The organism is Nostoc mirabile CHAB5784 (genome assembly GCF_020829645.1).
In the GTDB taxonomy this organism is placed as follows: domain Bacteria; phylum Cyanobacteriota; class Cyanobacteriia; order Cyanobacteriales; family Nostocaceae; genus Nostoc; species Nostoc mirabile.
On the sequence record NZ_JAIVFS010000053.1, the window covers coordinates 1 to 22008 of the forward strand.

The 22008-nt window shown below is 43.2% G+C and carries 18 protein-coding genes and 2 pseudogenes; 9 read left to right on the forward strand and 11 right to left on the reverse strand.

The window, feature by feature from the left end; translation table 11 throughout:
• Positions 1-122: transposase (locus LC653_RS26925; RefSeq protein WP_229497786.1), on the forward strand; the 122-nt coding region annotated here is incomplete at its 5' end.
• Positions 123-303: 181 nt separating this feature from the next.
• Here the strand turns inward: LC653_RS26925 and LC653_RS26930 are convergent.
• From LC653_RS26930 to LC653_RS26950, 5 genes are all read right to left on the reverse strand, one after another.
• Positions 304-612: a hypothetical protein gene (locus LC653_RS26930; protein ID WP_229497741.1), complete on the reverse strand. Its 309-nt coding sequence runs from the start codon at positions 610-612 to the stop codon at positions 304-306.
• A gap of 38 nt (positions 613-650) precedes the next feature.
• Positions 651-1067, reverse strand: a complete 417-nt coding sequence (locus LC653_RS26935) for a hypothetical protein (protein WP_229497742.1) — start codon at positions 1065-1067, stop codon at positions 651-653.
• Between the two features lie 160 nt (positions 1068-1227).
• A complete protein-coding gene (locus LC653_RS26940; protein ID WP_229497743.1) occupies positions 1228-1431 on the reverse strand; it encodes a hypothetical protein in 204 nt (67 codons plus the stop codon).
• 139 nt (positions 1432-1570) lie between these two features.
• Positions 1571-2425, reverse strand: coding sequence for a DUF4394 domain-containing protein (locus tag LC653_RS26945; RefSeq protein WP_229497744.1), 855 nt, complete (start codon positions 2423-2425; stop codon positions 1571-1573).
• An 829-nt stretch (positions 2426-3254) separates the two neighbouring features.
• Positions 3255-4784 carry a YifB family Mg chelatase-like AAA ATPase gene (locus LC653_RS26950; protein WP_229497745.1) on the reverse strand — a complete coding sequence of 510 codons (1530 nt, stop codon included), beginning with the start codon at positions 4782-4784 and terminating at the stop codon, positions 3255-3257.
• A 130-nt stretch (positions 4785-4914) separates the two neighbouring features.
• On the opposite strand from LC653_RS26950, the pseudogene LC653_RS47980 reads away from it, so the two are divergent.
• Positions 4915-5485: pseudogene (locus tag LC653_RS47980) on the forward strand (IS982 family transposase); the annotation flags it as partial.
• Between the two features lie 390 nt (positions 5486-5875).
• Here LC653_RS47980 and tftA read toward each other — a convergent pair.
• Complete coding sequence (gene tftA, locus LC653_RS26960; RefSeq protein ID WP_229497746.1) at positions 5876-7228, reverse strand: hormogonium tapered terminus morphoprotein TftA; 1353 nt, start codon at positions 7226-7228, stop codon at positions 5876-5878.
• Between the two features lie 281 nt (positions 7229-7509).
• Here tftA and dnaG point away from each other — a divergent pair, with 281 nt between their 5' ends.
• Together dnaG and LC653_RS26970 are read left to right on the forward strand one after the other, a co-directional pair.
• The gene (gene dnaG, locus LC653_RS26965) at positions 7510-9465 is read left to right on the forward strand and encodes a DNA primase (RefSeq protein WP_229497747.1); all 1956 of its coding nucleotides are present in this window, start codon (positions 7510-7512) and stop codon (positions 9463-9465) included.
• A 455-nt stretch (positions 9466-9920) separates the two neighbouring features.
• Positions 9921-10664, forward strand: a complete 744-nt coding sequence (locus LC653_RS26970; RefSeq protein ID WP_229497748.1) for a hypothetical protein — start codon at positions 9921-9923, stop codon at positions 10662-10664.
• Between the two features lie 724 nt (positions 10665-11388).
• Here the strand turns inward: LC653_RS26970 and LC653_RS26975 are convergent.
• Entirely contained in the window at positions 11389-12732 is a 1344-nt protein-coding gene (locus tag LC653_RS26975; RefSeq protein ID WP_229497749.1) for a DEAD/DEAH box helicase, read from the reverse strand.
• A gap of 257 nt (positions 12733-12989) precedes the next feature.
• On the opposite strand from LC653_RS26975, the gene infC reads away from it, so the two are divergent.
• The gene (gene infC, locus LC653_RS26980; protein WP_225892454.1) at positions 12990-13457 is read left to right on the forward strand and encodes a translation initiation factor IF-3; all 468 of its coding nucleotides are present in this window, start codon (positions 12990-12992) and stop codon (positions 13455-13457) included.
• Positions 13458-13836: 379 nt separating this feature from the next.
• Here the strand turns inward: infC and LC653_RS26985 are convergent, their stop codons facing one another.
• Entirely contained in the window at positions 13837-14451 is a 615-nt protein-coding gene (locus LC653_RS26985; protein WP_229497750.1) for a TetR/AcrR family transcriptional regulator, read from the reverse strand.
• Between the two features lie 282 nt (positions 14452-14733).
• On the opposite strand from LC653_RS26985, the gene LC653_RS26990 reads away from it, so the two are divergent.
• From LC653_RS26990 to LC653_RS27000, 3 genes are all read left to right on the forward strand, one after another.
• Positions 14734-16044, forward strand: a complete 1311-nt coding sequence (locus LC653_RS26990; protein ID WP_229497751.1) for an HlyD family efflux transporter periplasmic adaptor subunit — start codon at positions 14734-14736, stop codon at positions 16042-16044.
• 153 nt (positions 16045-16197) lie between these two features.
• On the forward strand, positions 16198-17373 hold the full coding sequence (gene devC, locus LC653_RS26995; RefSeq protein WP_229497787.1) for an ABC transporter permease DevC: 1176 nt from the start codon (positions 16198-16200) through the stop codon (positions 17371-17373).
• A gap of 95 nt (positions 17374-17468) precedes the next feature.
• Complete coding sequence (locus tag LC653_RS27000) at positions 17469-18173, forward strand: DevA family ABC transporter ATP-binding protein (RefSeq protein ID WP_229497752.1); 705 nt, start codon at positions 17469-17471, stop codon at positions 18171-18173.
• A 305-nt stretch (positions 18174-18478) separates the two neighbouring features.
• Here the strand turns inward: LC653_RS27000 and LC653_RS27005 are convergent, their stop codons facing one another.
• Positions 18479-20323 (reverse strand): tetratricopeptide repeat protein, encoded by a 1845-nt coding sequence (locus LC653_RS27005; protein WP_229497753.1) that lies wholly within the window; start codon positions 20321-20323, stop codon positions 18479-18481.
• Positions 20324-20596: 273 nt separating this feature from the next.
• Between LC653_RS27005 and LC653_RS27010 the strand changes: the two genes are divergently transcribed.
• Positions 20597-20797, forward strand: coding sequence for a hypothetical protein (locus LC653_RS27010; RefSeq protein ID WP_229497754.1), 201 nt, complete (start codon positions 20597-20599; stop codon positions 20795-20797).
• A gap of 584 nt (positions 20798-21381) precedes the next feature.
• Here the strand turns inward: LC653_RS27010 and LC653_RS46395 are convergent.
• Positions 21382-21540: pseudogene (locus LC653_RS46395) on the reverse strand (response regulator); the annotation flags it as partial.
• Positions 21494-22000, reverse strand: coding sequence for a DUF4118 domain-containing protein (locus tag LC653_RS27015; RefSeq protein WP_229497755.1), 507 nt, complete (start codon positions 21998-22000; stop codon positions 21494-21496). The pseudogene LC653_RS46395 and the gene LC653_RS27015, both read right to left, overlap by 47 nt.
• Positions 22001-22008: the final 8 nt, after the last annotated feature.

Genomic DNA, 22008 nt, shown 5'->3' on the forward strand with positions numbered 1-22008 from the left:
GCGAATTTCCAGATTTAAAAAAGATGCCTAGTATGTGGACTAATAGTTACTTTTATTCAACTGCTGGAAATGTTAGCGCGGCTGTAATTAAAAAATATATTGAAGACCCTCACCACAAATAGTAAATGTCACGGTGAATAAATTCACCGTTGGCGCTACATCCCTGGTCTGAAGACACAGGGTTTTGCGCCTATCGGTTTACTTGTATAAAGATCCCCCCTAACCCCCCTTAAAAAGGGGGGAACCGGAATCAAAGTCCCCCTTTTTAAGCGGGGTTGGGGGGATTTCCTGGGCAAAATATCACTAACCGAAACGTATTGGGTGATATTCCCAGTGAAAAGGCTCAACTTCCGAGTCAAAAGGCTCAACTGCCGAGTCAAAAGACTCAACTGCCGAGCTAAAAGGCTCAACTGCCGAGTCAAAAGGCTCAACTGCCGAGTTAAAAGGCTCAACTGCCGAGCTAAAAGGTTCAACTGCCGAGCTAAAAGGCTCAACTGCCGAGTTAAAAGGCTCAACTGCCGAGTTAAAAGGCTCAACTGCCGAGCTAAAAGGTTCAACTGCCGAGTTAAAAGGCTCAACTTCCGAGTTAAAAGGCTCAACTGCCGAGTTCAATAGAGCAGGTGCGCTACGAATTCACTAAACCCTTCTGCCTAGTTTGGGAAGTCAGAGACCTTAGTGGCGCTAAAGTTGTAATCAACAACTCCCTCATTTAATGGTGAGTAAGTCCAAACGTTGAATTGTCCCCCTAGCCCCAAACCGTTTGAAGAGATATATCCTGAATAAAACTGAAATGGAATTCCATTAGCAATGCGTACAAATACTAAACGGCGCGAGGAAGGATTATAGTACCCGTCCAAGGAAGTTCCAAGGAAAGTGCCGGAGATAGCACCGTTTGCAGATTGTGTAATGTTAAGACTGCCAGCACTGGTGTTTGCTACTGCACTCCACCGACCTGTAATGTTGCCTGGGGTTTGCGATTGTGAAAGGGCTACACCCGGCAACATCGTCATACCACCTAGCATTATGCCTGCTGCCAAAGCTGCTCGCGTTCTAAGATTCGCTGACATCAACTTTCACCCCTGTATTTTATTTTCAGTTGGATTGGTCTTGCACAATAAACCTACAAACCTATTTAGGGATTCAGGTCAGGAAATATACTGTTTATCTATATCGTACCGTTTGTCTTTAATCCAACTGTTCCTCTTTAGATTTCTTTATAAATAGCCTCTAAGCCGAAACCAAATCATTAGGAACCACTCGTCGAATAACTTGGAATCGTCCACGAAGTTGTTCCTCGACAGTGAAAATTGTAATCGCTACTTCGCTAGCGTCAATAATGTTTAGGCGACGAGTAATTTCTAAATTTCTTCTCTGGAAAAGAGCGAATCTTCTTTTAGCGTGGAAAACACAAATCACGAACTTTTCAAGCATAGTTCGTGATGTGTTTAAGAGGAGTTCGTGAGAGTTTCTGAAGCGCCTGCTCTGCTCTCGATTGGATATCTTAACAATCAAGAGCAGGGCATACGCGTTTACGCTTTTAACCAATAGATCAAGTCGAGCTTGGGGATGCCTACTTAGATGTAACGGCTAAACCAATGAAGTTATCTTTAGGTACATCGGCGATTTTAGTTGCAGTGCCAGTAGATAGGTTAATAGTGTAAAGAACTGAACCAGACAGTGCATAGGCAGTATTTTTGTGTTGTGCATCTGTAAAGATGTCGAACCCGCTTATCGGTGCAAAGTTAACACCAAGCTTGCCGATTGTTCTGAGAGTGCCATCATTGGGTGGGTTTTGCAGTACTAACACGTCAAGATCGTAATCAATGCCAAAAAGTTGAGTTGTCGTGGCTCCAGCAACCGAATTTGTGTAAGCGACACCGGTAATGTTGGGGTCAACTGTGGCGTTGACATCATCAGTAGCATACGCCAGGGTTGTATCGACGGTGACTGCACCAGTATCTACATTGGTACGAAAATTTTGGTCATTGCTACCTACTGTCCGTAAGCGGTCTGGTACGGGATTGAAGTCAAAACCTGACTGAAATCCTCCATTAAAGCTGCTAGATAGTTTGCTCACAAACGTAGCCCGACCAGTTCTAGAGTTGATCGTGTATATGTTGTCAGTATCTGTGACACCATAAAGTAGACCGTTTGCTGGACGGAAGTCAATACCTTGTAAGTTGCCGTCAATTCCTTTGACTTTAACTGTGAAAGCAAATCCACTCGGATCTATATTTACGAGAGTATTATTTGAGGTTAAGCCAATGAATCTTAAAGGAGACCATTTGCCTGTAACATTGATTTGAAGGATATCACCTATTCTGATGATCCCAACGTCAGCTAAAATTTTGTTAGCACTCAAGCCAAGAGTTGCAGTGACTACAGTAACTACAAGGGCAATTTTACGTGTGATAAAACCTTTCATCCTACACTCCCAAATAAGGTTTTCTGATTTTGATTCAGCAATGAATTATCCTTTACTAAAAGGGTTAATGGTTAAAACTTACTGATGACTACAGATTACACTGAAATCATTTTTTACGGGTTAAGAAAAAATTAATTTTTTTAAAAATAGTACGCTGAACCTCTCAAGAATGAATTTAAATAAAAGTTTATTTAATGCTTTATAGAAAATATCCTACTTTTCCTACTAAACCCACTTTTAAGTGTTGCCTTCAACACGATACTGTGGAAGTTCTAAAAGGGTGCATCCCAGTTTTTATTATTCGATGAAATAATAAAATTTAATACAGCAGATTGCAACAGGCGTGAGGTAGAGATATCGTAGGGGCACAACATGTTGTGCCCCTACCCGTGTACTTCATTTACCTGAAATACGCTGTATGTCATTGCGATCGCGCTACCATCTCTTTATTTTCCAGCAAAATATTGAATTTTAAATTTGCGGTCTGTGATTCTGCTAAGGGACTTCCAAATAAAAAAATACTCAAAAATTAACGAAAAAGCTCTCTCCTCCTCATTCCTCTGTGTCGCGCCAGTTGCTTCAAGTCGGGGAACCCGCCCAACGCACTGGCTTCTCTGTGTCTGGAGTGGTAGCCTGCGGCAAGCCGATGCAGCGTCTACGTTTATTTGGGTAATTTATTTCTTGGAAGTCCCTAAAGTATTGATTATCATAAAGTTTAGACTCTGACTCATTTATTAGAATCACAGCTTTAGCCTTACTGTTCTAGCTGCTGGGAACAGGAACTATCTGCCTTAACCCTTAACAGACTTAAGCCATCATCACAAGATTCTTACTGCATTCTATCGATTGTGCGATACTGAATTGCTTCCGCTACATGATTGGTTTTTAACTCATCTTCTCCTGCTAAATCTGCAATAGTTCGTGCTACTTTGAGAATGCGATCGCTTGCTCTTGCCGATAAACCTAACTTTCTAATGGCTACTTCTAATAAATTGCGGCTAGGATCATCTAGCTTGCACCATTTCTGGAGATGACGACTTTGCATGTGAGCATTGCAACGCAGATTTGCCTCTCCTTGGAAGCGGGTAATTGCGCGATCGCTTGCTTGTTGCACTCGTTGTAGCACTGTTATTGATGCTTCTCCGGTAGGTTGTTGGGTAATTTCCTCTGGTTTCAACCGATTCACCGCAACTTGTAAATCAATTCGATCCATCAACGGCCCAGAAAGTTTTGCCCAATATTGCTCACGTTGACGGGGAGAACAAGTACATTGTTGGATGGTATCGCCATAGTAACCACAAGGACAGGGATTAGTACTCGCCACCAAAGTAAACTGCGCGGGAAACATTACTGATAGTTTGGTGCGGGAAATTGTCACATAGCCATCTTCCAAAGGCTGACGCAGAAATTCTAAAACATCACGTTTAAACTCAGTTAATTCATCAAGGAACAGCACGCCCCTGTGAGATAATGAGATTTCCCCAGGACGAGGGAAGCTACCACCACCCACAAGAGAAGGCCCGGATGCTGAGTGGTGGGGACTGCGAAAAGGGCGATCGCGTACCAACGAACCGCGATTTTTCAATAAACCAGCCACCGAATGGACGCGAGTCACTTCTAAAGATTCGGCAAAACTTAGCGGCGGTAAAATTCCTGGTAAGCGCCGTGCTAACATGGTTTTCCCACTACCAGGCGGCCCGACAAAAATTAAATTGTGTCCACCAGCAGCAGCAATTTCTAAAGCACGACGCGCATGAGCTTGTCCTTTCACATCATGCAAATCTGCGCCAGGGTAAGATACTGTTGCTATCTCCGTTGTATGATCAATTTGCACAGGTTTGTAACGTCCGGGATTATTTAAAAAATCCACCACATCAGACAGATGTTTGCAGCCGTAAACAGCCAAGTCTTGAACCACTGCTGCTTCTTGGGCATTATCAGCAGGGATAACTAAACCTGCAATTCCCATCTTTTGGGCTGCTGCTGCGATCGGCAAAACACCAGCCACCGGACGCAAACTGCCATCTAGAGAGACTTCGCCCAAGAATAGATAATCCCCCAGCAAATCAGCGCTAACTTGCTCAGAAGCCGCCAAAATTCCCACACTAATAGGCAAATCAAAACAGGGGCCTTCTTTCCGTAAATCTGCCGGAGTTAAATTGATCACAATTTTTCGCATGGGAAAGGCGAAACCTGCATTCTTTAGCGTTGCTTTGACTCTTTCTCTTGATTCTTGAATCGCTGAATCTGGCAGTCCCAAGACAACAATTCCCGGTAATCCCCCTGACACATCGACTTCCACGCCGACTTTGACGGCATCGATGCCCACAATTGATGCACTCCAGACTCTGGCAAGCATTTATTATATAACAGTAAACCTTTCAAATCTCTAGCAGATGAGTCGCTACATTGGCATTAGTGAAACTACAGAGACGATTTTTTGAGCAAAATGGATTGTTCTCTGACAGATTCGACATACTCAGTAGCTTATTTTCGATAAGTTCATCAATTTCCCGCAAAGAAGGAAACTGCTTTTTGAAAAAATTTGGCAGCAAGAACTATTGCCTACCAGTGAGCGTAAACGTCACAAAAAATCTAATTTATGCTTAAGCGAAGTCATGACAATAATTATTTATTTTCATCAATCATCTTATAGAAACTTTAAGGATTATTATACTAAGCACGTATGTAGTCTTTTCCCAAAATATTTTCCTCAACTAGTAAGTTACAACCGATTTGTAGAATTGGAGAAAAGTGCTTTAATCCCCTTGTGTTAGTATCTACATCTGCGTCGTGGACAAAGTACTGGCATCAATTTTATTGATTCAACTTCCCTAGAAATATGTTTAAATCAAAGAGCGAAGCGTAATCGAGTTTTCAAAAATTTGGCGAATTGGGGAAAGAGTTCTTTAGGATGGTACTTTGGCTTTAAGTTACATTTAATAATTAATGAAGAGGCGAGAAATTTTATCTTTTATGATTACCCCTGCTAACGTAGATGACCGTAAACCTGTACCAGAAATGACAAAAAATCTCTTTGGAAAATTATTTGGCGATCGCGTTGTGCAGAACCTCATATCATTTCGCTATGAGGATGCACTTAATATTTCTTAAACGAACCGCCCTTCGGGTGACGCTCGTTCGCCCTTGGCGTCCAATACAGTTCAGTTAGCGGCAAAAACCATAAACTGCGTAGGTTGGGTGGAGGAACGAAACCCAACCTACGACGCGGGTTTGTTGGGTAACACTTAAGTTCCACCCAACCTACGATTATCCTTAACCCAAGCGTATTGCCTTGGCGTCTCCCCTTGGGAGAAGACTCGCTACCGCTACGCTAACACCAGTCGCCTACGGCGGGAAACCCGCCTACAGCGCTGGTTCACCAAGTACGCCAAGTACGCTAATAAAGAGAGGGTTCAAGTAATTAGTGCAAGTTTATTTACTCAATACTCAAAGAAGTCCTGCTGATTCATATAATCGTTTGAGCATTGCTGAAATCTTCGTACCATAATCTAAATCTGCTGACCACCGCCCTGATAGCTGATCAATTAATGGCGCAATCCCGCGTGTGACAAAGCGAAACCTTGGATCTACTACTTCTTGTACCAAAGGTTCTAAACTTGCGTAAGCTTTCAAATGTTGGATGTGTGCCCTCACTCCAATTCTGGCACTCGGAAAAGACGCAGCCTCCGAACCACCACCGATCGCACCTAAGCCTGCAAAGTTATTTTGCTCAGGTCTAATATCGCCACCAAACCGTAAAAATCCAGTTTCTACAGACATTTGGCAAAAGGCAATATCATAGTTCACTCCCTCTATACCTGCTTCTTCCCGATAAAGTTTTGGGATGTCAGGAAACTGTACTAAAGCATTTTCATTATTGTTTCTAAGAAATAATTGTAACTGTACTTCGGAAGTATTCCCGTTCGACATCACCCGCGAAAATTGACCAGGGCAAACCACCAAATTCGATCGCAAGCTAACAGTACGCGTTGCAGCATCCCAACTTACTGCAATATTAAAATCTCGCAGTTCGATCGCTTTAACATAAACTACTTTGCGATAGGTAATCCGATTGACATTAGCCGTTTTTGAAAGGTCAATCTGCAAACGGTCTACTAAATCAATGGGAATGTAAGCATTACCATTAACTAAAACTCCTTGCTCTGAGTATTTTTGTCCATTAATATTAATATTAATTGGCGGATAATTTGCTTCGATCAAAGTTCCAGGAGTGGGGTCAATCACACGACTCCAAGTTACTAGTCCATCGACAATTCCCAAAGCAAAATCGCGGCGACGACTTTGCAGCAAAGCCCGATCCTCTGGATTGCTCAGAAACGCCACTTGCATCGCTAAAGCTGGAAGCGTTGTCTGGCGACAGAATGCTAAACTACCTAAGCCACTATTTGTATCTGGCTTGACTCCCCGATTCGGCAATTGGGGTACGCGGCGCAACAACCCCACTAGCAATTGTTCAGCATTGGTCTTGCGATCGCTATTATTAGCAATATAGAAAACGCTAGCCCCACGCACAGAAGGGCTATTAGCCGTATCAGATTCAATTTCTAGGGCGACATCACCCCGGCGGCCTCGGGAATTGATCCAGGTGATAGTTTGGGCGGCACTCAAGTCATCAGGAACCGCCAAAATTTCCACATTCCGCGCCCTCAGTTCCGTGACAATCAAATCCCGCAGCAGAATCATTTCTTTAGCTTCAGTTGTACCACCTGCGATCGCACCTGGATCTATCCCTCTAGCTTCTTTGCCTCCGTGAGCCGCCGAAATAAAAATACGCCCCATTTTAAGTAATTCCTCTGATAAAATTAAATGTAAGCAATTATATAGATGCTTCTTGGTCTAGCAACAAGAATATAATAGCCATCAGAAGTCTAAAGTCATTTATCCTTTGTTATTTCTCCAAAGTTAATGTCCAGGGAGTGGGGAGATGAGAGAGATGAGAGAGCAGGGGGAGAAGAACTATTAATTATTGCCCCATGCCCCATGCCCAATGCCCAATACCCAATGACAAATGACAAATGACCAATGACCAATGACTAATGACCAATGACCAATGACTAAATATGCAAATCCCCCGCTTGCACCCAGACACAATTGAGGAAGTTAAACTACGGGCTGATATTGTAGATGTCGTCTCGGAATACGTAGTTTTACGCAAACGCGGGAAAGATTTCGTCGGTTTGTGCCCCTTCCACGACGAGAAATCTCCCAGTTTCACCGTCAGCCAGACTAAGCAAATGTATTATTGCTTCGGCTGTCAAGCTGGAGGAAATGCGATTAAGTTTGTCATGGAGTTGGGGAAGCGTTCTTTTGCTGATGTGGTGCTGGATTTAGCACGGCGTTACCAAGTACCTGTACAAACACTCTTACCCGAACAACGCCAGGAATTACAGCGTCAGCTATCTTTGCGTGAGCATTTATATGAAGTTCTGGCAACGTCCGCACAGTTTTATCAACACGCGCTGAGACAATCCCAAGGGCAAAAGGCACTTCAATATTTGCAATCTAACCGCCAACTCAAAGAAGAAACTATACAGCAATTTGGTTTAGGTTATGCCCCCGCCAGTTGGGAAACTCTCTATCGTTATTTAGTGGAAGATAAACATTACCCAGCGCAGATACTAGAAAAAGCGGGATTAATTAAGCCACGGCGGGAAGGAGGCGGTTATTATGATGTATTCCGCGATCGCTTGATGATTCCCATCCGTGATGTTCAAGGGCGCGTCATTGCCTTTGGTGGTAGAACCTTGACTGATGAGCAGCCTAAATATCTGAATTCACCAGAAACTGAACTTTTTAGTAAAGGTAAAACATTATTTGCCCTCGATCAAGCCAAGGGTGGGATTTCTCAACTCGATCAAGCGGTGGTGGTAGAGGGATATTTTGATGCGATCGCTCTCCACACTGCTGGTATTAATAATGCCGTCGCCTCTCTAGGTACTGCCTTAAGCTTAGAACAAGTCCGCTTAATATTACGCTACACCGAATCGAAACAATTAGTACTCAACTTTGATGCTGATAAAGCCGGAACCAATGCCGCAGAACGGGCGATCGGTGAAATTGCCGAATTAGCGTACAAAGGCGAAGTTCAGCTAAAGGTTCTCAATTTACCCGATGGTAAAGATGCTGATGAATACTTGCATAGCCACACCCCAGAAGATTATGGAGAACTGCTAAAAAATGCGCCACTTTGGTTAGACTGGCAGATTCAGCAAATTATTCAAGACCGCGACTTAAAACAGGCTACTGATTTTCAGCAAGTAACTCAGCAAATAGTCAAATTACTTAAAAATATAGCTAACAGCGATACACGCAACTATTACGTTTCCTACTGTGCAGAAATACTCAGCTTAGGAGATACCAGACTTATACCCTTACGAGTCGAAAATCTGCTAACCCAAATTGCTCCCCCTCCGGCTACATACTCTAAGCCTGTGTCAGCCAGAAAAGCATGGGGAAGTAGCAAATCCCCACTCCCCACTCCCCACTCCCCACTCCCCACAGAACGGAGCCTTTTAGAACACGCAGAAGCCTTGTTACTGCGAATTTACTTGCATTGTCCCGAACAGCGTCAAGCGATTATTGCCGAACTAGAGGAGCGAGATTTGCAATTTAGCCTTTCCCACCACCGATTTTTATGGCAACAAATTTTAGAAATTTCATCTGGTGATGGAGAAACGAAAAATTTTGCGTCTCTACCAGATTTAATTTCTCGCCTGCAAGACCAGTTCTTAGAATTTGGTAGCGAGATGGGGTTAATTTCCCATTTATTTCATGTGGATGAAATAAACCAGAAAGAAATACTTCGGACTCCGCAAGTAGTTCAAGCTGCGATCGCTTGCATGGATTTAGTGATGCTTGAAAAACGCTATCGCCACTTTTTGGAATTATGGCAACAAACTGATCCAGAAACTGAACCAGAGCGATATCAATCCTATTATCAGGCTTTCTACGCTGAAAAAATCAAGCTTCAAAAAATAGACCGACAACGGTTATTTTCCATCACAGAGTTGTTGTAGCCTCGCACTCCTGACTTTTTACGTTAACGTGAGTTCGATGAACTTTAAACTCTGAAAATGTTGACCAGCCTATTGTCTGGAAAATAGCTGTTCCTAAAAATGCTTGAGCTTATTGAGAATAAAATCAGTACACGTTTGGCAGAAATCATGGAAGATTTGTCTCATGATAAGTAATTCGGTGGGAAAAAACAGAACTATATTACGAAAAGTAAATACACCTGAAACCCTTACTAATGACAAAGGACAAATGACAAATGACAAATGACAGCCTTCACCAGTTAGCTTTATTTGCGCCGACTTACTTAGTGTCAATAGATTTTTGCTACGTGAGCGGTATGAACCCAAGGATTTATTTGATGAAGTTAAGCTACATATCATATTCATGGTGAGGACATCTGAGGCTTTTCCGTACTCACTTTTTTAGTGCTATCCGCGCCTTTACGCAACTATAATTAATGCGAACTGAAGAGTTAATTAAAAACTGGTACGAAGAAAGCGAGAAATTTGTCTCCATTGTCAATTCTCCAATAAACTATGTTAACACGGGATTCAATTGCCCTTCGACCGTTGATTTGGGTAACAAGAATGCAACTTTCGTTCAGATTGATATTGAAGCTTATCAGGCAGAAATACTTCAAGTAAGCCAAGAAAATGGCTTCTACAACATTAAAGCTTGTCCTGCTAACCCCGTTGACAATAAGACAGAGCTACAAATAGGAGACTACACAATAAAGTTAAACTTTGATCCCAACACAGCTATAGACCAGATCATCAAGTTTGTAACCTCTGACAAGAAGTTTCTTATTTCTGTAGTTAACGAAACCAAGTATGACCTTCAATACGTAGGCGTAAAGAATGATTCAGGACATTGGACTTTGGGTGATATTCCTGCAAATACGAGCATTTCAAAAGAAGTAGACTACAATTCGGTTAGCAATACATTTTCTTTGGGAGCTAATTACCAAGTTATAGATGGGTTAGGGTTTATACAATTAGCAGCTTCATGGCCTGTAACGGGTAAGAGAAAAATTGCTGTTGGGAATATTAATCAAGATGGCAACGCTCCAGCAGAAAAAGTTTGGCGAGAAATGCAAGACTCATCAGATAAATCTTCCTCTAATGATTCTGTGCAAGTTCGGGCTTTTATGACAACAGAAGGCAAGACAGTCATCTGGAACTATGAAGTGACACAGAGGTAGGACTTACGCAAAATTATGAAAAAACATAGACGCAAAGCGGCTTGCCGCAGGCTACCGCATACTCCTACGGAGAAGCAAGCTACGCGCAGCGTCTCGTAAGAGTTGGACGCATAGACACGGAGTGGCTTCCCGCAGGGTAGGACACGTTCGCGCAGCGTCTCGCAGAGAAGTAATAAGAGTTTGAGAGATTACCCAAGTCCAAAATCTAGAAATTCCCGAAACTGGTTTAATAGTGTATCTGAAAAAGTTTGGGCAAGTGAAAGTATTAAGGTGGGCTTGAATCCATATAGCAGTCCTAAATCATTTGTGAAAATTATATATCTCTTTTTTCTTTCTCCTCTTGGCGTTCTTGGCGGTTCGTTTCCTTATCTATATTTTTCACGACTCATTTAGGATTGCTATATAGTCAACTTCCTTTCAATGCGTAAGTTCTAGTATTATTTAAGTACAGTATTTCACAAGTTCGTAGCGTTATTAAATCTCGCAAAGCCCTATTAATAGGTCGCTCAATTCGTCACGGATTTATGAAATGCTGTACTAAGACCTATAGCAGTCCGCTTTGATTTTTGAAATTATTTTCGTAGACAGCCAGTAGGGAGTGGCGAAGAAGCCTTTACAGGGTGTACTGATTTTTTTCACGCAATCAAATACGAGTTCTATATAAAGCTTAACCTCTCACAAATGCGTTAGGAGAGAGGTTGTCCATTTAAACAGCTAACGAATATTAGCGATCGCGTTTAGCGGAACGGCGCGATGCCGACGAACGAGCACCAGGCTTATCGCCATTCGTGGCGGGTGGCGCTGCCTTACGTTTAGCCGATGTCTGTGGTAAAGGTTTAGGAGTACGAGCCGGACGTTTATCAGGTTCAGGTTTGGCTCTGTGTTGCCGTCCATTTGGGATTGGTTCGGGATTGATATCGGGGTTGAGCGCAAAACCAGCCACCACTTCCCTTGGCAAGCGCTGCTCAATCAGTTTTTCGATATCTTTCAATAGAGGGTATTCATCGACACACACCAGCGATACGGCTTCACCTGACGCGCCAGCGCGGCCAGTACGCCCAATGCGATGAACATAATCCTCTGGTACATTGGGTAGATCGAAGTTAACTACATGAGGCAGTTCGCTGATATCAAGACCCCTAGCTGCAATATCTGTCGCCACCAATACCTGTAAGCTACCATTTTTGAACTTTGCCAGAGCATTAGTACGCACCGGCTGGCTCTTATTCCCGTGGATTGCCAGTGCTTGAATGCGGTCTTCGCCCAACTGCTTAACCAAACGATCAGCGCCATACTTAGTGCGGGTGAACACTAGCACTTGATACCAATTATCTCGACGAATCAGGTGAGCAAGTAATTGGCGTTTCTTGTCACGGTCTACCTGATAAATTTTCTGTGCGATCGTCTCGGCGGTAACGTTGCGGCGTGCTACCTCAATCATCGTCGGGTTATTAAGCAGCCCGGCGGCCAGTGCCTTAATTTTGTCCGAGAAAGTAGCAAAGAATAGCAAATTTTGTCGCTGTTTGGGCAAGAGTGAGAGGATGCGGCGGATATCATGAATAAAGCCCATGTCCAGCATCCGATCTGCTTCATCTAGCACCAAAACCTCTATATGCGATAGGTTCAGCGTGCCCTGCTGTACATGGTCTAACAGTCGCCCTGGAGTAGCGACTAGAATATCCACTCGGTTCTTCAAACGCTGTTTTTGCAGATTAATACCGACTCCGCCGAACATCACCATCGAGTTTAACTGCAAGTACTTACCGTACTCGCGCACGCTTTCTTCTACCTGTGCAGCGAGTTCACGAGTCGGGGTAAGAATCAGCGCCCGGATCGGCGGGTATCCCTTATATGTACCTTTGATGCTCTTGTCAGACGACAACCGATGCAGAAGCGGTAGGGTAAAACTAGCGGTCTTTCCAGTACCAGTTTGTGCCCCAGCTAGCAAATCGCTACCCGACAAGACGGCTGGAATCGCCTGCATCTGAATTGGTGTGGGTTCGGTGTACCCGCGTTCGGTAACCGCACGGATAATTTCATTGGACAAGCCGAGAGTAGAAAAAGACATAAAACTCCAAAAATAACATCGGCCTGTCGCCAATGGCGGCGTCAGTCTTAGGCGGACGGATAAAAAAGCGTTGAAAAGCTGATGGGCAATAGCGTAAAGACTGAAGAGCGAGTGCCGCAATTCCACATTTTAACAGATTGTAGTCCATTGTGTCGTTAAAGTTGCTCTAATTCAGCGTTGTGTTAAATTAGCATTACTTGGAATGTAAAATGTTGAACAATTAGGAGAAATTCGTTATCGCAATCCAAAAGCAACTGATTAATTCACAAATCAAGTCACCTAGCGTCTTCTTGATTGACCATGAGAATAACAATCGTGGTCTGATCGACACCAATGAGGCGCTACAGCTAGCTGAGAGCTTAGAGCTTGACTTAGTTGTAGTCTCCCAAGGTAAAGAGGCTCCAATCGCCAAGATTCTCAACTATGGCAAGCTTCAGTATCAAAAGAAAAAACGTCAGAGCCAGAGTGCTAGACCGACGGTAAAGGAAGTTCGATTTGGCCTAAACGTGGGCGTGGCTGATTACAATTTACGCATCCAACAAGCAGGTGAATGGTTGAGTAAAGGCGATTCAGTCAAGTTTGCCATCCGGTTACGAGGCCGAGAACATCAATATCGTGACAAAGCGGGAGAACTGCTAGACCGAATTGCAAATGATCTCAGTCAAGTAGGTAAAATCCAGTCACTGGATAAACGCGCACTAGTTGTTCAAGTGATTCCTGCCTAGTTAATCTTGCGATCGCTAGAGGATATATTGGTGAGAGCTTGTTAGGAACAAAAAAAGCTGGAAGCAACACTGTAGCTTCTATGGAAAAAACATTGAGATTCTCCCCACTGAAGACAGCAAGGGGATTTTTTCGCTGTGCATCGACTCGCGCTTGCACAGAGCTACACTGGAGATGAGGATGGAACCTTAAACCAGTGGGGGATGCCATAACCCCAAGTACTGGGACATCGAAACATCTTAGATCCTTTGTACGAATATTGATTTCTGCAAGCCGCACTGACATTTAAAAGTGCGGCTTTTGGATTTATCTAATGCGCTTTACGTATAAAAGAGGCATTGGGGGATTGAAAATTCTCTTCATTTTATCGATTGTTAAGCATCAATCAGTGCATTTAGTGATTAGGTGTGTTAAGGCATCAATCAGGCGATCGCTTTCCATTGGTACAATGTCCTGTCCATGCATCACATTTTGAGTAATATGAAAATGCACCAATGCTCCTAAGAAAATTCTCGCTGTTGCCTCTGGGTCAGGTATGTTTAATTCAGGAGCCGCTAAGTAGTGAGTGAGAGTTTCCGCTACTGGCTTAATCATCGCCCGAACACAAATTTGAGCTAACTCAGGAAAACGCCCAGATTCTCCGATTAGTACTCGCATAAATGCACTATGTTCTTTGTCGTTAAGCATCTGCTCTAATGCTTTGGTTGCTACCTGGTGCACTATGGCGGCTGGTTCTCCCTCAATAGGTTCTGTGCCAAAAATAGAGATGTTCTTTTTGCTTGCCAGTTGCTCTAACAGTACTTTAAAAAGTCCTTCTTTATCTTGAAAGTGGCTGTAGACTGTCGCTTTAGAAACACCTGCTGCTACTGCTACCCGATCCATACTTGTGCCAGCATAACCATGTTGAAGGAATTCTTGCATTGCCCCTTGCAGAATTTGCTCCACTTTATCAACGGAATTGTCTCGATCAACTTCGTCAGCTTTGATGCGTACCATTTATTAATCATCCTTTCTTATAAACAATATTAATAGATGCTGCAAAATGCCCCAGTACAAAATGGCGAAAATAAATATACCCTTCGTTGAAGGGGGCAGTTCTTGCTGGGGGCAGGGGGCAGTTCTTGCTGGGGGCAGGAATAGCATTTCGCTGCATAATGCCTTTGCAAATTAATTGACAAGTTTAGTTGTATCATATTGACTAAACTAGTCCGTTTAGTTTAGCATAAATTGAACTGGACAGTTTAGTACAAGTTGCTACTGGTGGTAAGGGAAAATAGTATGGAGCAAAACAGGAATTTAGAGGGTTTAAGGTCTTCTCAGAATCTTGTGCGATCGCCTGTTCTACTTGCAATAATTACATCTCTAGCAATAGGCGGAATCAGTGTTTATGCTGTAATGAAGTTTCAGGCTACAGCTAATGAAAAACAAAAAACACCAGTAGCAGTTCAGCCTGTGGTAAAAACGGTAACAGCATTAGGGCGGTTGGAACCAAAGGGAGAGGTAATAAAACTGTCAGCGCCTTCTTCAAGTGGTGAAGGAAATCGGGTAGAACAACTATTGGTAAAAGAAAGCGATCGCGTTAAAGCTGGGCAGGTAATTGCGATTATGGACAACCGCTCGCGCCTACAAGCTAATTTGGCTGAAGCACAAAAACAAGTTCAAGTTGCCAAATCTCGCCTTAACCAGGTAAAAGCTGGAGCCAAACAGGGAGAAATTGGAGCGCGTCAAGCTACCGTGAATCGTTTGCAAGTAGAACTAGAAGGAAACATTAAAACTCAGCAAGCCACAATTAATCGTATAGAAGCAGAACTCCTTGGGCAACAACGGAGCTTGCAAGCAACAGTGGCTCGCGTAGCAGCAGAGAGACGTAATGCCGAAGCTGACGTGCAGCGCTACGAGACTTTATACAAAGCAGGAGCAATTTCTAGCCAGGAAGTTGATAGCAGACGCTTAAACGCCGAAACTTCCACTCAAGCGTTAATTGAAAGCCAAGCCACCCAGACAAGAACTGTAGCTACCCTACAACAGCAACTTAAGGAAGCAAAAGCCAACCAGGATCAAACCCTCGCTAGTTTGCAACAGCAGATTAACGAAGCAAAAGCTAACTTGAATCAAACTGCTGAAGTCCGTCCAACAGATATAGCAAACGCACAAGCAGAGGTAGACAGCGCTCAAGCCACGGCGGATAAAATTAGAGTACAACTGGCGCAGGCATACGTTGTGGCTCCTAAAGCCGGTCGAATTTTGGAGATTAATACAAGAGCCGGAGAAACTGTTGGCAATGAAGGAATTGTAGCTCTAGGTCAAACCGACCAGATGTATGCAGTAGTAGAAGTCTACCAAAGTGATATCAAGAAAGTTCGTCCGGGACAGGATGTGCGGGTAAGTAGTGATTCCCTACGCAATGAATTAGAAGGAAGAGTGGATTGGATTGGTATGCAGGTAAAGCGGCAAAATCTGATCAACACTGACCCCTCTAGCAATATTGATGCCAGAGTAGTGGAAGTCCATGTGCAACTGAATAAACTATCTAGCCAAAATGCTTCTAGCTTCACTAATTTGCAAGTCAAGGCGGTAATTGAACTTTAAAGGGAATTGAGCATTGGAAATTGGGCATTGGGCATGGGGCATTGGGCATTCTTCTTGTCCCCCTCATCTCCCTTGTCCCCCTCATCTCCCCCTGCTCCCCCATCTCCCCACTCCCCACTCCCCACTCCCCACTCCCCACTCCCCACTTCCACTATTATGAAATTAATCGAACAAGTGCGGCGGCGAACGCCTTTAGGATGGCTGCAACTGAGTCATGAAAAAGGCCGTCTTTTGGTAGCATTGTCAGGCATTGCCTTTGCCGATGTTCTGATGTTCATGCAGCTAGGGTTTCAGAATGCCCTGTTTGAAAGTAACACAATCCTACATCGCAGTATGCAGGCTGATATGTTTGTCATCAGTCCCCAAGCACGTAACCTAGCGAATATGTCTAGCTTTACGCGGCGACGGCTGTATCAAACAATGGATATACCAGGTGTAAAGTCAGCAGAAGGAATGTATATCAACATTGTTGATTGGAAAAATCCCCAAACACATCAGAAGACGACAATATTAGTTATGGGGTTCAATCCCGATCGGCAAGTGTTTAACTTAGCGGATGTGAATCGCCAGATAGATGCTGTTAAGCTACCAGATACCGTTTTGTTTGATCGCGCCTCTAGAGGAGATTACAATGATGCGATCGCCCAAATTGAACAAGGTAAAACTGTCACAACCGAAATAGAACGCCGGACAATTACCATTAGCGGCTTATTTTCAGTGGGGGCTTCCTTCATAGCCGATGGTAGTTTAATCACCAACGACCAGAACTTTCTGCGACTATTTCCCAGACGAGAAGCTAGCGGTGTCAGTCTAGGTTTAGTGCAACTACAACCAGGCTACGACCCAAAGCAAATGAAAACAACTTTAGAAGGTTATTTAGATGATGATGTTAAAGTTTTAACTAAAGCAGAATTTATCGAATTTGAAATAAATTACTGGAAAACAAATACGGCTATCGGCTTTATCTTCAGCCTGGGTGTAGCAATGGGGTTTATGGTGGGCGTGATTATCGTCTATCAAGTTCTTTCTACAGATGTGAATTCTCATATAAAAGAATACGCCACTTTCAAAGCAATGGGGTATAACAATCTCTACTTATTAAGTGTGGTGTTTGAAGAGGCGATAATTTTGGCAGTTTTAGGTTTTATTCCAGGAGCGATCGCACCTTTAGGACTTTATCATTTAACTCGTAATGCTACCAATTTACCACTTTATATGACCGTAGGGCGGGCCTTAACGGTATTAACTCTAACTATGATTATGTGTGTAATTTCTGGTGCGATCGCCACCCGTAAATTACAGTCAGCTGATCCGGCAGATATGTTTTGAAACTAGTCCTTTGTCATTAGTCATTTGTCATTTGTTACTCAAAAGGACTAATGACTAAGGACAAATGACAATCATCACGAGTAATCGAGCTATTTATGACTAGCAAACCCGTCATCTCTGTTAAAAATCTCGACCACTATTTTGGTCATGGTCAACTCCGCAAGCAAGTTCTCTTTGATATCAACCTGGATATTAACGCTGGCGAAATTATTATTATGACTGGGCCTTCTGGTTCTGGTAAAACTACACTTCTCACCTTAGTCGGCGGCTTGCGTTCTGCCCAATCCGGCAGTTTGCAAATATTGGAACAAGAACTGTGTGGCGCTAACAAAGGACAACTTACCCAAGCGCGACGCAGTAACGGTTATATTTTCCAAGCGCACAACTTGCACGGTAGCCTGACAGTACTCCAGAACGTCAGAATGGGCTTGGAAGTACATAATAATATTTCGCCTGCAGAAATGAAAACCCGGTCAGCCCAAATGTTAGAGGAGGTAGGATTAGGGCATCGCCTGAATTATTATCCTGATGATTTATCTGGGGGACAAAAACAAAGAGTTGCGATCGCTCGTGCGTTGGTCGGTCGTCCTAAAATTGTCTTAGCAGATGAACCCACCGCCGCCCTTGACAGTAAATCGGGACGAGATGTAGTCAACCTGATGCAAAGCCTAGCTAAAGAACAGGATTGTACTATTCTCTTAGTTACTCATGACAACCGCATTCTAGATATTGCCGATCGCATCGTCTACATGGAAGATGGCAAGTTAGTAAATAACACTGCTGTTGTTGCAGGTAGTTAGGTTGGTTTTTTATTAGGATTTTACGCAGAACAGATCCCCCAACCCCTTAAAAAGCAGGGCTGTTTCATTCGCTCTAGTACAATACGCTTGGGTTAAGCATTTTTTTCTCTTCTCTCTGTTTCCTCTGCGTCTGGAGCGGTTCGTTAAAAAATTGACTTTGATAAAGAGTTTTAGCCTTAACCCAAGCGTATTGTCTTATGTCATGTCCGCCAAATTACCCATAATAAAAGAACTCCTCCCCGCTGTTCGGGAGGGGCTGGGGGTGGGGTTCTTCGGGTTTAATAAGTAATCAAGCGGACATAATATTACATATCTTGTTTATATTCTTCTAACAATTGCGGAATGTGATCATACCCATCTACACCAATAACCGCAATGATTTTAGGGCGATGTTGCTGTAAGAACTTTTGAAAAGCTTCTGCCCCTATCTGTCCTTGTAAAATTGTTAGTAATCCTGCCGCTTGACGCCATTCACGAGAAGCAATTTGCTCCAAAAGATACATTCCCAAACAGCCAGTGTAAACAGTTTTTTCAGAGTTTTGTAAATGGTAATAAGCTTCTGATAAATAAGCTAAGTTACGCCCTTGAAGATACAAATCACCGGAAACTTGCGCTGTTTTAAAGCCATCTTCAAGATATTTAATTGCAGTTTGGTGTTCTCCAATTACTAAATAGGCAATTCCTAAGCTGCTGACACATAAGGCTTTACTTTGAATATCGCCTAATTTTTCTGATAATTTTAAACCTTGTTCTAAATAGTTAATTGCGGCTTCATAGGTTTCTGGTTCTAGATTCTCCAGTTGTTGAGCCTGCATGACTTCGCTGTAACCTAAATTTACCAGCGCGTTTGCTTCCCCTGTTCTATCGCCTGCTTGCCGACTCAGTATTAATGCTCGTTGACTGTAGTTAATTGCCTCAGCATAATTTTGCTGTTGCACATAGGTGCGGCTGAGGTGGTTGAGATTGGCGATTTCACAGGCGCGATCGCCTGCATTTCTGGCTATCTCTAACGCCTCCTGATGAAAATCAATAGAGCGCTGGTATTGTCCTAAAGCACGCTGAGAATAGCCTAAAAGGGTCAAAATCCGCGCCTTTTCTTGGGTTCCCTCGCCTCGTCGTAGCGGTTCATCCAAATAATCTAGGGCATCTCGCAAATAAGTGCCAGTAAAAGAGGCAAAAATCCCGCCGTAAAAGGGAAAATATGGACGCTGGGCAAAGGTTCGCAAAATCTGGAGCATAATTTGAGAACAGGCATCGCTGTATACTGTCCCAATGCTCCTAAAACCACTTGCTAACTGACTCCAAATCACTGCAAAGGTCAAAAAAGTGGAAATGGACAACTTTGGCCCGGCTTTAACATCGTAAGCTTGTTGGTCAAACCAGTTAATTAGTCCCCGTTGCAAGTACTGTAAAATCAATGCCATTTCCACCCAATCTCTAAGGGTGATCCCCCGTTGTCGCTCGGCAAACTCTATGGCAGATTCTTCCATAGCTAAGGTGCGAAGCAGTGCTTGGGGTAACTCACTATTGAGTTGTTTCGCCCAACTTGCCCAAGGGCCACGTTCTCCTGGTACGCCGCCAAATCCCAGAGATTCTTTTTGCTCGTACATCCAACTGAGCAAGTTGTCTTGCAATCGCTGCCAAGAAGCTAAACCACGGGTAATACCTTCGGAAAATTGTTGTAAATCAGCATCTGCCTGGGCAAATTGCTGTAATGCTTTTGACAACTGCTGTAGCTGTTGCAAATTTAGCGGATACTTCTGATTGGGATCAGTAACCCTTAAAAACACCGCTAGACGCTCGTCAGCAGTGGCTGTGGTAATTTCTGTAACTGCGGAGGCGATCGCTTCTGTGACTTTGTTTTGCTCCTGCCAACGTTGCCATTGACTTTGAATAGTTTTAATGGCTCTCAAACTCCGAGTAGCCTTAGCTTTTTTGAGTTCGTCTTTTTCATTATCGACTTGGCTTTGGAGAGCATTCAGGCGATCGCTCAAAACTAGCTCAAAGACTTCCCCTGTACCAGAAGTAATCCCTTTAAGCAGCATTTGATACACCATCTCAACAGAGCTAATTTTGCCCTTGAGGGTGGTTTCGACAATTTCATCAATTAAGGCAAGATAGCGATCGCGCAATGGCAAAGAGTCTGGCACTTTGGCTACTAAAGAATGTCACGTCCATTCTAATTCTAGTCTGAGTTTGACCGAGTGGATTGGACGTTTGTAGGGATTGAGAGCATTCGAGGGGTAGGCAATGTCTGACGGGCTGACTAAGGTGGGGCGTTTATACATCTCATAGTGTGTCTAAAATAAAGTTAAACGGAGGTATTGATATATCAATGCATTTGCTATACATTTTTTATGTAAGTTTTAATTTTACAGGTTTAAGGAATGGTTATTAAAATTTTAAAATTAAGTACTCTGACGGTGCTTACCGAAGAAGAACAAGAAAGCTGTAAAGGAGGTATTGGCGAGACCGTTCCTGCCGTTACCAAAGCCGTAAAGGCAATCGTTAATAACACGGGTGGTACTACCATTCCTTTGACCATAAGTGGTGCTAAGGATGCTGTGAAACTCACTACAGATCCCCTAATAGATGTTGTGCAAAAACAACTTGAAACAACGTAAGTATAAGTTGCTACTAGCAATTTTATAAGATAGAAAGCAGCTATTGTTCTTACGTTTAAAAAGGTGGTATTGAAACAAGAACCGGAGAAGACAAAAAACTTCTCCGGTTTTGCACCTTGTATCTAGTGCATTTTCCGCTAATATAAATTTTCTACTTTAGTAGGACTTACGCACTGTACAAATGCATCGTGATGTGCATTACCTATCTTGAGGAAGTTTTCAGGCTTTTCTTAATTATCCTGCGATCGTAAATAGACCATACTGTAGGGGCTAAACATTGCTCATTGGTGTCAACTTAACGTAAAAGTCATGTCTCGCAAGGAACTGAAGTTCCTTGCTAATAGCGAAAGTCTTCTGTTGATGACTAAAATATACCCAAAAATCTGTAGTCTACTTCAGTAGACTTTAGCTAAAAGCCAAAGAAATTTATTTCTGGGCGGGTGAGGAAGCTAACAGTTAAGCTATTTCTAGCTTAAGTTGACACGTATGAACATTGCTTAGCCCTTACGAAAGATATGGTTTTTAACCTTGCTCCATATTTGGTATTTCTTGTCAATGCGTAAGTCCTATTTTTATTAAACTATTCAAGTACGCCCGGTGAGATTGGCAACTATAGCTGCTAACTCGGCCGGATTAACTGGCTTGGGCACATGGAGTTGAAAGCCTGCTAAGAGGGCTTGCGTGCGGTCTTCTGCCCTAGCATAGGCTGTCAGCGCCACTGCTGGAATCCGCCCACCCTGCTCTGTTGTTAGCTTCAATATATTCTGGTGGTATCATGTCGCGCCATCGAAGCCCTGCTAGCAAATCCTCTTGCGAATAACCTACCATTGTTAAAAAAGCATCGTTAGCTTCTGCGATCGCCCCGTCCATATTGGCTACAATTACCCCAATAATGTTGGACTCTACCAACCTTCTAAATTTTGCCTCGCTTACCTGTAGCTTCTGCAAACTCACTTGAAGATGTTGTTTAGCAGTGCGTAACTCTGAGGTGAGCAAGCTGATGAGTATTGTCACCAGCATAAACAAGCCTAACCGCACTATGCTGTCAATATTATCAACAAAAAGCGAAAACACTGGCTCTAAGAAAAAGTAGCTGACGGCTAAAGTAGACAAAGCAGTAGCTAGTAACCCTGCTTTTATACCGCCATACCAGGTACTAACCGCCACGGCAGGAAAAAATAACAGTAAGCAAAGAATTAGCATAATCTGAG